The following is a 12,951-nucleotide window of genomic DNA, read 5'->3' as shown; positions in this document are numbered from 1 at the left end:
CAACATCCATGCAGATCGAAGTCAACGGCGCACCGGCGGAGTGCGCAGAACACGCCACGCTGGCCCAACTGATCGTCGACCTCGGCTACGGCGATCAGCGTATTGCCGTCGAACACAACGGCCAGATCGTCCCGCGCGACAAGCACCCTGAAACGCTGATAGCGCCGGGCGATACCCTGGAGATCGTGCACGCGATCGGCGGCGGACAGGCGGTTTCGGAAAGCGACACCCTGCGCATCGGCGAGCGCCGGTTCGAATCGCGGCTGCTGGTGGGTACCGGCAAGTACGCCGATCTGGACGAAACCGAAGCCGCTATCGGCGCCTCCGGTGCCGAAATCGTCACGCTGGCCATTCGACGCACCCCGGCACTGACCGATCCCGAAGCGGCCAAGCAGCGCAATCTCCTGGACGTCATTCCGCCGACGAAATACACCCTGCTGCCCAATACCGCCGGTTGTTACACCGCCGACGAGGCAGTGCGCACGTGCCGCATGGCGCGCGAGCTGCTCGACGGCCACAACCTGGTCAAACTCGAGGTGCTCGGCGACAAGAAAACGCTATATCCCGACATGGCCGAAACGCTGGTGGCCGCCCGTCAGCTGGTCGACGACGGCTTCGAGGTGATGGTCTATACCAGCGACGACCCGATTGCCGCGCGGCGGCTCGAGGAAATCGGCTGCGTGGCCATCATGCCCCTGGCCGGGCCGATCGGCTCCGGCCTGGGTATCCAGAATCGCTATAACGTGATCGAGATCGTCGAACACGCCAACGTACCCGTGATCGTGGATGCCGGGGTGGGAACCGCCTCCGATGCGGCCATCGCCATGGAGCTGGGATGCGACGGTGTGCTCATGAATACGGCGATTGCCCAGGCCGGCAAACCGGTACTCATGGCTCAGGCAATGCGCCACGCGGTAATCGCCGGTCGCCAGGCGTTTCTGGCCGGCCGCATGCCTCGCCGCCGCTATGCGTCCGCGTCGTCGCCGATGAGCGGGCTGCCGTTCTGATGCACGGACCCCATATCTTGGCCGCCTCTCACGACACCCCCGGCTGATCGTCATGGCCGAGGCTCACACGCGTCGTATCCGCAGCTTCGTCAAGCGGGAAGGCCGTCTCACTCCCGGACAGCAGAAGAACCTGGATCGGCTGTGGCCGATCTATGGGCTGGAGCTGCCGCCCGCGCCGCTGAACTGGCCCGACGTGTTCGGACGAGACGCACCGCGCACGCTCGAGATCGGTTTCGGTGCCGGCGAGGTGCTGGCCGAACTCGCAGAACGGCATCCTGAGCAAGACTTCATCGGGATCGAGGTCTATCGGGCCGGTGTCGGCCGATTGCTGGGCCGGCTCGACGAGGTCGGTGCAACCAACGCGCGCGTGTTCGATACCGACGCGGTCGACGTGCTGGCACGTGCATTCGGCCCGGCCAGCCTGGATACCGTCCTGTTGTATTTTGCCGATCCCTGGCCCAAGAAGCGTCATCACAAGCGCCGGATCGTCCAGCCGGCGTTTGCAGACGAGATCGCGCGTGTGCTCAAGCCGGGCGGCATCTGGCGACTGGCCACCGACTGGGCCAACTACGGCGACCATATTCGCGAAGTGCTCGATCGGCATCCGAAGTTCGACAACATCGGCGATGACAACGGCTATGTCAGCGCCCCGCCCCGTCCCGGCACACGGTTCGAGCACCGCGGTCTGCGCAGGGGCCACGCCGTGTTCGACATGGCCTACCGCCGCCCTGTCTGAATACCCGTTCCAGCACCCCGCCTGTCCGGGCACCGATCTTGCATCCGCTCTAGACAGCCGTCCGGCGGCGGGTTCGCGGCTGCCGGCATACCACGTAGGTCGAACTGGCGAGCCCAGGGAAAAGGTTGTACGGTCAAAAAAGGGGTTCCGGGCACACCGGTGGCAGGCCGTCGCTGCGACTGACTCGGATTCATCGACGCACGATCAGGGCCGTAAGCCACAGATTCGGGCCAGCGGATCGAGCGCGATCTGACGCCACGCGAGGCTGATCACATGGCAGAACACGATACGACGCATTCCGGCGAAGCACGCCGGCACAGTGCTTTTCTGGGTTTTCTAGGCGCACTCGACCGAGGCCTCGGCTGGATCGAGCGCGTGATCATCGCCGGCAGCGTTCTGATCATGGCCCTGCTCATGAGCGCCCATGTCGTGGGCAATCTGCTCTTCGATCGCGGTATACCCGGTACCTACGAGGTCACCGAGATGCTGATCGTGGTGATGACCTTCATCGGCGTCGGCTACGCCGCCCGCTGTGCGCGTCATATCAGCATGTCGGCAATCTACGACCAGCTCAGCGGCCGGCTGCGCAAGGCGCTGCTGATTGTCATCTGTCTGGGTACGGCGGTGCTGATGTTCTATTTCGCCTACAAATCGGCCGAGTACGTGATTGTCACGCAGAGCCGCGGTCGCGTGAGCTCTTCACTACATGTGCCGATGTGGATGGTCTATGCAGCCGTGCCGATCGGCTTCGGTCTGGCCGGCGTGCAGTACGTGTTGACCACGATACGGAATCTCGTGAGCGAGGATATCTATCGCTCGTTCACCGAGAAGGAAGAGTATTCCGATGTGCCGATCGACGACAGCGGCCAGACGCACGTCGAGGACGAAACCTATGGCGTCTGATCGGATCGAGACGGCAACCATGAACCGGGGGACATGCACATGCTGATGTGGCTTGGAATAACCATGCTCGTGCTGTTGATGCTCGGGTTTCCGATGATGGTGCCGCTGGCGGCCGGCACCTTATACATGATGTTCACGGGGATGACCTTCTTCGGGCCCGATCAGGCTGTCAGCTGGATGATTTCCGGGGTCGGCAGCTGGGTTCTAGCGGCCGTGCCGATGTTCATCTTCGCCGCCGACATCCTCACCAAGGGCCACACCGCCAACCGGCTTCTGGATCTGGTGGATTCATTCACCCGTCATATCCGCGGCGGGCTGCCGATCACGACGGCCGCCTCCTGTGCGCTGTTCGGCGCCGTTTCCGGCTCTACCCAGGCCACCGTGGTAGCGATGGGCGGGCCGATGCGCCCACGGCTGCTGGCCAAGGGCTACCCGGACAAGTTCGCCCTGGCCTTGATCATCAACGCCTCCGATATTGCGCTGCTGATTCCGCCGAGCATCGGTTTCATCGTCTACGGCGTGGTCATGAAGACCTCCATCGGCGATCTGTTCCTGGCCGGCATCCTGCCCGGCTTGCTGATCCTGCTGATGTTTTCGATCTACTGTTATATCGGCGCCCGTATCAAGGGCATAGAACCCGAGCCCAAGGCGCCCTGGAGCGAACGGCTGGTCGCGGTACGCAAGGCCCTGTTGCCACTGGGATTCCCGGTCATCGTCGTGGGCGGGATCTACGGCGGCTATTTCAGCGCGGTCGAAGCCTCGGCGATCGCGGTCGCCTATGCGCTACTGCTCGAAGTGGTGATCTACCGCAAGGTATCCGTTCGCGACCTGGGCAGTCTCGCTCTGTCCACGGGCATGATCACCGCGGTGGTGTTCATCCTGGTGGCGGTCGGCGCGGCATTCTCGCAGGCGCTGGGCACGGCCGGCGTGCCGGAGCAGATTCTCGGCCCGGCCATCGATAGCATCGGCGACAATCAGATCCTGGCGCTGCTGCTCATCGCCGCTGCGTTCTTCGTCGGCTGCATGTTCGTCGACCCGATCGTGGTCATTCTGATCCTGGTGCCGATCTTCAAGCCGCTCGTCCAATCCGCCGGGCTGGATCCGGTTCACGTCGGCGTGATCGTGACCCTGCAGGCGGCCATCGGTTCGGCCACCCCGCCGTTCGGCTGCGATATATTCACCGCCATTGCCGTGTTCCGGCGGCCCTATATGGATGTCATCCGCGGCACTCCGCCGTTCATCGGCATACTGCTGCTGGCCACCTTCATCCTGATTCTGTTTCCGCAGATCTCGCTGTTCCTGCCCTCACTCGGCGCCCAGTAGATCGCCACCCGTCGGTGCGCGTCCATCGCGTATCGACGGTCTCGGTTGCGGTTTCGCATGGGTCGCTTTGCGAACCGATCGAGCACAGCTTGGTCATGCGCTGGTTGATTGCTGTGCGCGCGTTGTGGCCCAGGCGCGATAGGCGCGCGTGTTGGGCCTCGCCAACCGGTTAGTGGGCGCTCGGACAGGTCGTTTCTGGCCCCGGCATGCGCAACGGCGCCGGTGAGCCGGCTCATTTAGTCCGACGGCCTGACTCGCGGCCAGGGACGGGGCCTGCCGCGCCCCATCCTGCGAAACGGTCCGTCGGCCAGGGCGCCGCCTCACCCACTAGCAACGACCTCTAGGGTGTCCGTTGCCGTGAACAGCCTGGCTTGAAACGCCAGCCACGTGTGCAACACGGCGACTGGATGGGGATCACCCATCGGCGCACGTTGGACCGACGCGTACCCGCAGGTGTCCTGCCCGCTGCAAGGCACCCGACTCCGTATCGACGCGCCGATCGGGGGCGCCACAGCGCGACCCGTCTTTCCGGTAGAGACCGTTTTCAGCCCGACAGCGAACGGATCGATGCAAGGGATGGCGGCATCCCGACCGCGGCATACGAGGCGCCCGCCCAAAAAAAACCCGGCGACGGTATGCACACCACATACCGAACGCCGGGCGGTCGCGAAGCGCGGGCGCTTCGTCAGGCCGTCGAAGACGCGCTATTGCGCCTTCTTCTTGTCGTCGCCGCCGCCGGATTCGTCCACGGCCTTGAGCAGGGCATCGAGCGAATTCTTGGCGCCCTCGCCAACGTCGTCGATGAACGTCTGCCGCACGGGCTTGGCCATCTCGCGGAACTGCGCCCGCTGGTCGTCGTTAAGCTCGACGATATTGATATCGCTCTTGGACTTGATGGTGTCCAGGCGCTCGGAGTTGAACTTCTCCTGGATGTCGTAGCCCGTCTTGACCAGCTTGGTGGTGACGTCCTTGACCATCTTCTTCTGGTCATCGGTCAGCCCGTCGAACCAGTCCTTATTGCCCATCAGCGTGGCCACGAACTGCGACTGCTTGGCGAAGATCATGTTCGACTGGACTTCATAGAAGCCCATTTCCTCGTGCGCGAACACCGGCTGGATATTGCCCTCGGCCTGGCCCTGCTGCAGCGCGCTGTAGAGCTCGCCGTAGGCGATGGTGATCGGCGAAGCGCCATAGGCCTTGTAGGTCGAGCGCAGCAGGCTGTTGTCCATGACTCGGATATGAAGATTCTTCATATCGGCCGGGGTTTCGATCGGCTTGTTGGCCGTCCACACCTGATAGCCCTCGGTGAGCTCGGCCAGCGGTACCAGGCCGCGATCGGCGAACGCCTTCTGCCAGGCGTCACTCTGCAGGAACGTATCGGAGTTGAGCGCCTGCGCGGTCTGCCACTGATCGGACGGCATCACGAAATTCAGGCTGAGCAACTGGCTTTCCGGCACGGTACCGCCCAGCGCGCCGGACCCGAACCCGATCTGGATCGCGCCGTTCTGGATCGCGTCGTACAGCGCCGAATAGCTCGAGCCCCACTTGCCGTAGGGCAGCAGTTCGACGGAGATGTTGCCGTCGCTCTGCTTTTCGATCATCTTCTTGAAATCGGCGGCGTACTGATACTGAACGCTGCCTTCGATTTCCTCGAGACCGAATTTCCAGGTCTGCTTCGGCTGGCTTTGATCGCTGTTCTGGGCGCTCTCGGACGCATCCGAACTGTCCGAGGACTGGCCGCAGCCTGCGACCGCCAGTGCCGTGAGCGTCACGGCACAGAACGTAGAGAAGGTTTTCATCAGGCGCATGGTTCCCCCCTGTTGAGTAGCTTTGTGAAAAATGTCACCCCTTTTAAACTGACATAGGCAGCCGGCGTGTCAACCCGCACGCCTATTCCGGCCCGCACCGCAGGCTCGCGATCAGTAGGCCGCACGCGTTAGATCGTTGGCGGTGTTGCGCCGGGCGTCGGCCGACATCACCGGCACCGTTTCACTGAAACCGACAGCAAACTTGCCGGAGGTGCGCAGACAGACCGGCAGGTGAAAGCCCATGTCGTCGGCGACCATGGACTGACAATCGGCCGCGATGAACCTGGGGCTACCCGTGAGGCCGAAAGCTGGACACCTACCGGATCACCGAACGCGCCCGAAAAGAACGCGCGCTCGGCGATCTACGCGCCCGCCGCATGCCCGACCCGTACGGCGCGGGCAAAGGTAGCGCCGCCGCACGCAACATCCATGACTGCTGCCAACGCCGACAGGCAGATGTCATGGCACCGGCGGACTTCATCGCCGGACGCACCGACCACGGCCGTACGCAACATCGGTGCGGCATAGCGTCGGCGCACCGCTTCGAGCCGGTGGAAGACTACATCCCCGACCGCGCTATGGCCGGCGTGCTGGGTGGGGATGATGACGCTGCAAAAGCCGGTGGTCACGATCGGCTGCATGCTCAGGGACCCGCCACGGCGCCCGATCATCGCCGCCGCGCCGGCCTGAATGATGCGGTGACCGATCAGGCGTGCGGCGATGACGTTCGTCGCGGCATCCATACCGGCGCCGGCGAAGACCGCGCTCTGTTCCAGCCAGCCCAGTTCCGTCGACGATTCGACTAGCCGACTTCCCTAGAGCAGATCGCCCAGTTCGACGAAGCCGCCACGCTCGCGCCCGGTTTACCGGACCGATCAGTCGGGCTCGATGGAATTGCTCCACAGATCGAGCGCAACCATCGGCCGCACAGTATCGGCCAGACCGTCGGTACGGCGGCTGGGCAGGGCCGCACCCGGCGCCGGCGATTCCGACAGATCGCCCACGACCTCGTCGGTACGACTCACACAGACCACCAGACCGATCTCGATCACGGGCACGAACAGCGCGGTTGCCTCGGCCGAGACGAACCGCACGCACCGGACGGAGTCTTCGAAAATCGTACAACCGGTCAGATAGCGCGGCGCCGCAGCCTAGCCGAGCATGGGCGCATCGAAGCCGGCCAAGGCCATGCCATGCCGGGCGGTCAACGCGCACGAGTCGTATTCGTTGCCGGAAGAAGCCAGTGCCGGCGCCCCGATGCGTTTTCCAGTGGCATCCGGTCGTCGGCGTAACCCATGGCACTCACCGCGGGCGTACGGGGCACGCCGGGCGCAACGAACCACCAGGAGGCACGTCGGGGCTCGGCGCGTGGAGGCCCGCCGGTCTTGCGCGATCGACACATTACCGCCACATTGGGCGCCATCATGTCCGTGCTCCACCCCATCGTTGCGGTAACCGGTTCCTCCGGCGCCGGCACCTCGACTGCGCGCGTCGCTTTCGAGCATATCTTTCATCGACAGCGCATCCGTGCGGCGTTCATCGACGGCGACGCCTACCATGCCTATAGCCGCCGGGAAATGGCCGACGCGGTTCGTCGTGCGACCATTCGCGGCGAGAACTTCAGCCATTTCGGGCCGGCCGCCAATCGGCTCGACCGCCTCGAGGCGCTGTTCGCCGATTACGGAGAAACCGGCGGCGGTCAGACACGACGCTATCTTCACGACGAAATCGAAGCCGCCGAATTCGGCCGGGAGCCGGGCACCTTCACCGACTGGGCACCGATCGAAGCCCATACCGACGTGTTGCTCTATGAAGGCTTGCACGGCGGTGCGGTCACCGACCAGATCGATCTGGCGCGCCATGTAGACCTCATGGTGGGCGTGGTGCCGACCATCAATCTGGAGTGGATACAGAAGATCCGACGCGATATCGATGTGCGCGGCTACGCGCCCGAAGATGTCGCCAAGGTGATCCTGCGGCGCATGCCGGACTACGTGCGCTATATCACGCCGCAGTTCTCGCGAACCGATGTCAACTTCCAGCGGGTCCCGCTGGTCGATACTTCCAATCCGTTCGTGGCGCGCGATGTGCCCAACGCCGACGAATCCATGGTAGTGATCCGTTTTCGCGATCCCGAGCGCTGGCAGGTGGATTTTCCCTATCTGCTGACCATGATCCACGGCGCTTTCATGTCCCGCCCCAACACGCTGGTCGTACCCGGAACGAAGATGCGCATGGCCATCGAGATTATCGTCGGCCCCCTTGTCCAGCGCCTGGTCGATCGTCGTCGCGACATGATCGGCGGACGCAGCTGAACGGTCGGCCGCCTGAACGACCTCCGATAGAATTCCACCGCCCGACCGGACTCAGGCCGGGCCACCCACAGTACGAGAGCCTGCATGCAGTATCGAAAACTCGGCCGCAGCGATATCGACGTCAGCCGGATCTGTCTCGGCACGATGACCTTCGGCGAGCAGAACAGTGAGGACGAAGCCCACGCACAGCTCGACTATGCACTGGACCATGGCATCAATTTCATCGATACCGCAGAAATGTATCCGGTGCCACCCAAGGCCGATACCCACGGACGTACCGAGGAGTACATCGGCTCCTGGCTGGCGGCTACCGGCAAGCGCGACGACGTGGTGCTGGCCAGCAAGGTAGTCGGCCGCTCGGACATGGATTATCTGCGGGGCGGCTTCGAGACGCGCCTGACGCCGCGCCAGATTCGCGGCGCCCTGGAAGCCAGCCTGGAGCGCCTGCATACCGATTATCTCGATCTGTATCAGCTGCACTGGCCGGACCGACGAACCAATACCTTCGGCAAGCGCGGCTACGTGCACAATCCCGAGGACGATGCCGTACCGATCGAAGATACGCTCGGCGAGCTCGGCCGGCTCGTCACCGAAGGCAAAATCCGCTGTATCGGCCTGTCCAACGAAACACCGTGGGGACTGATGCGTTTTCTGCGTGCGGCGGAATCGATGGATCTGCCGCGGGTCGTCTCGATCCAGAACCCCTATTCCCTGCTCAACCGCACCTTCGAGATCGGGCTGGCCGAATGCGCCGAACGGGAGGATGTGCGTCTGCTGGCGTATTCGCCGCTAGCCTTCGGTGTACTCAGCGGCAAGTATCTGGATGGCGCCCGGCCCGAGGGCGCACGACTGACGCGCTGGGAGCGGTTTTCGCGCTACACCAACGAACGCGGCAGCCAGGCGGCGGCCGAGTATGTGGCACTCGCCCATCGCCATGGCGTGGATCCGGCCCAGATGGCGCTGGCCTACGTGAACAGCCGCAGCTTCGTGACCGCCAACATCATCGGCGCAACCGATCTGACCCAACTGGCCGCCAATATCGACAGCGCCGAAGTCGAGCTGTCAGACGAGCTCATCGGCGCCATCGAGGCGATTCACGCCGACAATCCCAACCCCTGCCCCTGAACGCGGCCGCGGGTACCGCACAACGGCTCGCGGTGCGGGGCCCCTTAGCGGTCGTCGGTGGCGGTCTTGCGGCGAACCAGGCGCACGCCCGGCACGTAGCGATAGTATTCGATACCGATATCGCGAAAGCCGGGGGTGTCCTGACGCCCGATATGATCGACGACGAACTCGTCACGCGCCGGTACCGGATCCAGTGAGGCGGGATGGCCATCGTGGAGTGCAGCGTACTGGTGCGCGTTCAGATCCAGCGGGGTGCCGAGTGCTTGGCTGAAATTGATCCGTTCCGCGGCCGCTTCCCAACCGTCGACTACCGTCATCGGCAAAGCTTCGGCCGCGTCTCCGCTGCCGTAGCCCAGCGCCAGCCAGCGCTGACCGGCCATCGATAGGCCATCGCAGTTGGCCTGGACAAAACCGGCTGCCAACCAGGCTGGCAGCGCGGCGGTATACAGATTGCCCAGATCCCGCATCATTTCGCTGCCCAGCGAGAGTTTTTCGTCGACCAGGCGGCGGTACTCATCGGTATGCCGCATGCGCCGCAGCAGTTCGGCGGCCAGCGGGAAGGCATCCTCGCCGCTGGCCCCGTCCGCCACGCGGGCACGCATATCGGGCGCGGCGCCGGCGATTTCGGCGACCAACGCATCGGCATCGATCTCGGCCCGTGCGCAATGGTCGCGCAGCTCGTCGATCGACGTCTGATCGCCATCGGCGAGCGCGAACAGATAGGCCATCGCCCAGCCGGCGGCGGGCATCCTGTGATACGGCCGATGCATGAACACGGCGTCCACACTGTGGAAATAGTCGACATGGCGGTCGCTCTGCTTGGCCAGCATCGCGTTCATCGCATGACGGGTGGCATCCACGTAGCAGCTGGTCGAATAGCGGCCGTTGAAGACCGGCAGATCCTGCATCTGGCCGTCGTGACGCTGCGGCTGGCCGCGAAAACGCGCAAACGGCTTGCGGAAATCGACCATGCGGTAATCCGAGGCACTGCCCGACCCGGCCAGATCGACCTCCAGCAGCCTCGGCTCGGCTTCGAGCAGCATTGCGACCGCCCCGGCCCCCTGGGTCGGCTCACCGGACGAGCCACGTTCGTACTCGGCAATGTCCGAACACACCACGATCGCCTTGCGCGCACGCCCATCGGTGGCCAGATAACGTAGTGCGCCCTTGAGCGCGTAGACGCCGCCCAGACAGGCATGCTTGTATTCGGGCACTTCGCATTCGCGCGACACGCGCGATTGGCCGTGTACGGCCAGCGCATCGTCGATCATGCCCTTGACGATGACCGCGCCCGCCGAGTTGTCGCTGCTCGATTCGGTCCCCAGTGCCAGATAACCGATGTCGGCGGGATCGATGTCGTAGGCCTGAATGAGTCGCCAGACCGCATTTGCCGCCAGCGTGTAGACACTCTGTTCGGGCCCGCGCATGCGAAAACTGCGCCCGACGACGTTCTTGATCTTGTCCCAGGGCTGATCGTTCCACTTGCACCAATCGGCCAGTTGAACGCGGTAGGGCGGAAGATAAAGGGCCAGTCCACTGATTCCGGGCATCGGCTTTCTCGTCATGTTTGCGGCGCTCACAAAGCGCACCTTGTTTACTCGTATGCTAGCAAATGCTGCACCTTGTCACGTAGACCGTCCATGGGCGCTCCAGCTGCGATCGGGTATCCTTACGCGCACTCACGCCCCCAGGAACGCCGCCGCCGCATGCGCCACGGACCCAATGCAGCCACCGCCCGTGCCTATAGCAACATTGCCCTGATCAAGTACTGGGGCAAACGAGACAGCGCACTGAATCTGCCGGCGGTGGGATCGATATCGATCACGCTGGATGCGTTATACACCGATACCCGTGTGACGTTCGTTTCCGGCCTCGAACAGGACAAGATCGAAATCGGCGGACGCACCACCGATCCGGCCCGTTTCACCGGCTTTCTCGACCGGATTCGCCAGCACGCCGACATCACCGCGCGGGCTCGGGTGGAATCCTGGAACAACTTTCCGACCGGCGCAGGCCTGGCATCGTCGGCGTCGGGCTTTGCAGCCTTGGCGCTGGCCGCTACGCAGGCTGCCGGACTGAATCTCTCGCCGCGCGAGCTGTCGATACTGGCCCGCCAGGGCTCCGGCTCGGCGGCACGCTCGATCTTCGGCGGCTATGCCGAAATGCATCGCGGCGAGCGCGACGACGGCACCGACGCGTTCGCCGAACCGCTGCTCGATGCCGACGCCTGGCCGCTCGACGTGGTCGTAGCGATCACGGCCACCACCAGCAAGTCCGTGAACTCGACGACGGGCATGCAGGATCTTGATCAGCGCTCGGACTACTACGACGCCTGGGTAGGGCACGCCGAGACCGACCTCGCGGCCATGCGCGAGGCCATCGAAGACCGCGATTTCGCGCGACTGGGCGCGCTGTCGGAGATGAGCTGTCTCAAGCTGCACGGGCTGATGCTCTCGACCCGTCCCGGCCTGATCTACTGGAATGCGGCCACCGTTGCGGCCATGCATGCCGTGCGGCAACTGCGTGCCGACGGTGTGGGCGTGTATTTCACGATCGACGCCGGACCGCAGGTCAAGGCCGTATGTCAGCCGGCCGATACCGATCGCGTGGTCGCTGCACTGGAGCAGGTGCCGGGCGTGCTCGAAGCACGCCGCAGCGGTCTGGGGCCGGCGGCACACCGGCTGGACTGAGGCATGCAGCGGATCGAAGTCAGCGCGCCGGGCAAGCTTTTCCTGGTCGGCGAATATGCCGTGATCGATGGCGCACCCGCACTGCTCACCGCCGTGGACCGGCGGGTACGCGTAGGCCTGACGCCGGCCGAGGACGGCCACTGGCGTCTGCACGCGGCCAATCTGGATATCGTCGATCTCGATCTCGGCCCGCACGGTGTGGCCGACGATTCGCTGACCGCCGAACAGGCCCATAAGCTGCGCGTATTTGCTGCGGTTCGCCAGGTGCTGTTCGACCAGCTCGAGACGCCATTGGCCCCCCAGCGGGTGGAGATCGATAGCAGTGATTTCGCCCGCGACGGCTACAAGCTCGGCCTGGGCTCGAGCGCGGCCGTGGCGGCCGCGCTCATGCAGGCGCTGGCGATCGCAGCGAACCTGCCGCTGTCCCGACCGCGCCTGTGCGCACTGGCGATACGTGCACATCGGCAGGCCCAGGACGGGGCCGGCAGCGGCGGCGATGTCGCCGCCTCGGTCTACGGCGGCGTGATCCGCTATGTCCGCGACCATGCCCCGCAACCGTTGACGTGGCCCGGCTCGCTCGAGGGCATGGCCGTAGTCACCGGCACCGGTGCCAGCACGGCCGACCTGGTCGCACGGGTGAAGGCCTACGGTCGGCTCGATCCAAACGGCTATGCGGCGGATCTGGCGCGCCTGGCGTGGCTGGCCGACACGGCGCAGCATGCGCTGAGTCAGACCAGCCGTTTTCTGCAGCTGGCCAAGGAATACTACGAAGCGTTGCTGGCTCTCGACCATCACGCCGGTGCCGGGATCATCGTCCAGCGTCACCGCACGCTGCATGCGCTGGCGGCCCGTCATCGCGGCGTGTTCAAGACCTCCGGGGCTGGGGGCGGCGATGTCGGCCTGGCGTTCGCGCGTCGCGGCACGGATGCGGACCAGCTGCGGGCCGCGCTCGAAAACGCCGGTGCCCACGTCGTGGCGCTCGCGTTCGGCGCAGAAGGCGTACGTTTAGAGTCCTGACTTGCCGTCCGGCCCGCCGACCGGGCG

General features: G+C 64.5%; 13 protein-coding genes. 8 read left to right on the top strand and 5 right to left on the bottom strand.

Annotation, left to right across the window (positions count from 1 at the left end; all coding sequences use genetic code 11):
- Positions 1-8: 8 nt before the first annotated feature.
- The 4 genes from thiS (at position 9) to T31B1_RS05005 (ending at position 3,969) form a co-directional block, all read left to right on the top strand.
- Complete coding sequence (thiS, locus tag T31B1_RS05020) at positions 9-1,007, top strand: sulfur carrier protein ThiS (protein ID WP_353248349.1); 999 nt, start codon at positions 9-11, stop codon at positions 1,005-1,007.
- A gap of 52 nt (positions 1,008-1,059) precedes the next feature.
- Complete coding sequence (trmB, locus tag T31B1_RS05015; protein ID WP_353248348.1) at positions 1,060-1,743, top strand: tRNA (guanosine(46)-N7)-methyltransferase TrmB; 684 nt, start codon at positions 1,060-1,062, stop codon at positions 1,741-1,743.
- Between the two features lie 273 nt (positions 1,744-2,016).
- Entirely contained in the window at positions 2,017-2,646 is a 630-nt protein-coding gene (locus tag T31B1_RS05010; protein ID WP_353248347.1) for a TRAP transporter small permease, read from the top strand.
- 39 nt (positions 2,647-2,685) lie between these two features.
- Positions 2,686-3,969, top strand: coding sequence for a TRAP transporter large permease (locus tag T31B1_RS05005; RefSeq protein WP_353248346.1), 1,284 nt, complete (start codon positions 2,686-2,688; stop codon positions 3,967-3,969).
- A 704-nt stretch (positions 3,970-4,673) separates the two neighbouring features.
- On the opposite strand, the gene dctP is transcribed toward T31B1_RS05005, so the two are convergent.
- From dctP to T31B1_RS04985, 4 genes are all read right to left on the bottom strand, one after another.
- A complete protein-coding gene (dctP, locus tag T31B1_RS05000) occupies positions 4,674-5,777 on the bottom strand; it encodes a TRAP transporter substrate-binding protein DctP (protein ID WP_353248345.1) in 1,104 nt (367 codons plus the stop codon).
- Positions 5,778-5,888: 111 nt separating this feature from the next.
- Entirely contained in the window at positions 5,889-6,035 is a 147-nt protein-coding gene (locus T31B1_RS04995) for a hypothetical protein (protein WP_353248344.1), read from the bottom strand.
- A gap of 104 nt (positions 6,036-6,139) precedes the next feature.
- Positions 6,140-6,553 carry a M24 family metallopeptidase gene (locus T31B1_RS04990; RefSeq protein ID WP_353248752.1) on the bottom strand — a complete coding sequence of 138 codons (414 nt, stop codon included), beginning with the start codon at positions 6,551-6,553 and terminating at the stop codon, positions 6,140-6,142.
- 99 nt (positions 6,554-6,652) lie between these two features.
- Positions 6,653-6,871: a hypothetical protein gene (locus tag T31B1_RS04985; RefSeq protein WP_353248343.1), complete on the bottom strand. Its 219-nt coding sequence runs from the start codon at positions 6,869-6,871 to the stop codon at positions 6,653-6,655.
- 330 nt (positions 6,872-7,201) lie between these two features.
- Between T31B1_RS04985 and T31B1_RS04980 the strand changes: the two genes are divergently transcribed.
- Both T31B1_RS04980 and T31B1_RS04975 read left to right on the top strand, forming a co-directional pair.
- Complete coding sequence (locus T31B1_RS04980) at positions 7,202-8,092, top strand: phosphoribulokinase (RefSeq protein ID WP_353248751.1); 891 nt, start codon at positions 7,202-7,204, stop codon at positions 8,090-8,092.
- Positions 8,093-8,176: 84 nt separating this feature from the next.
- On the top strand, positions 8,177-9,217 hold the full coding sequence (locus tag T31B1_RS04975; RefSeq protein ID WP_353248342.1) for an NADP(H)-dependent aldo-keto reductase: 1,041 nt from the start codon (positions 8,177-8,179) through the stop codon (positions 9,215-9,217).
- Between the two features lie 44 nt (positions 9,218-9,261).
- Here T31B1_RS04975 and T31B1_RS04970 read toward each other — a convergent pair whose 3' ends face one another.
- The gene (locus T31B1_RS04970; protein ID WP_353248341.1) at positions 9,262-10,767 is read right to left on the bottom strand and encodes a hydroxymethylglutaryl-CoA synthase; all 1,506 of its coding nucleotides are present in this window, start codon (positions 10,765-10,767) and stop codon (positions 9,262-9,264) included.
- Positions 10,768-10,923: 156 nt separating this feature from the next.
- On the opposite strand from T31B1_RS04970, the gene mvaD reads away from it, so the two are divergent.
- Entirely contained in the window at positions 10,924-11,907 is a 984-nt protein-coding gene (gene mvaD, locus T31B1_RS04965; protein WP_353248340.1) for a diphosphomevalonate decarboxylase, read from the top strand.
- A gap of 3 nt (positions 11,908-11,910) precedes the next feature.
- Positions 11,911-12,924, top strand: coding sequence for a mevalonate kinase family protein (locus tag T31B1_RS04960; RefSeq protein WP_353248339.1), 1,014 nt, complete (start codon positions 11,911-11,913; stop codon positions 12,922-12,924).
- Positions 12,925-12,951: the final 27 nt, after the last annotated feature.

Origin of the sequence: Salinisphaera sp. T31B1, assembly GCF_040361275.1 — a bacterium.
Lineage (GTDB): Bacteria > Pseudomonadota > Gammaproteobacteria > Nevskiales > Salinisphaeraceae > Salinisphaera.
The sequence above is the reverse complement of the archived record's forward strand: the minus strand, read 5'-3'. Positions and strand labels throughout refer to the sequence as shown.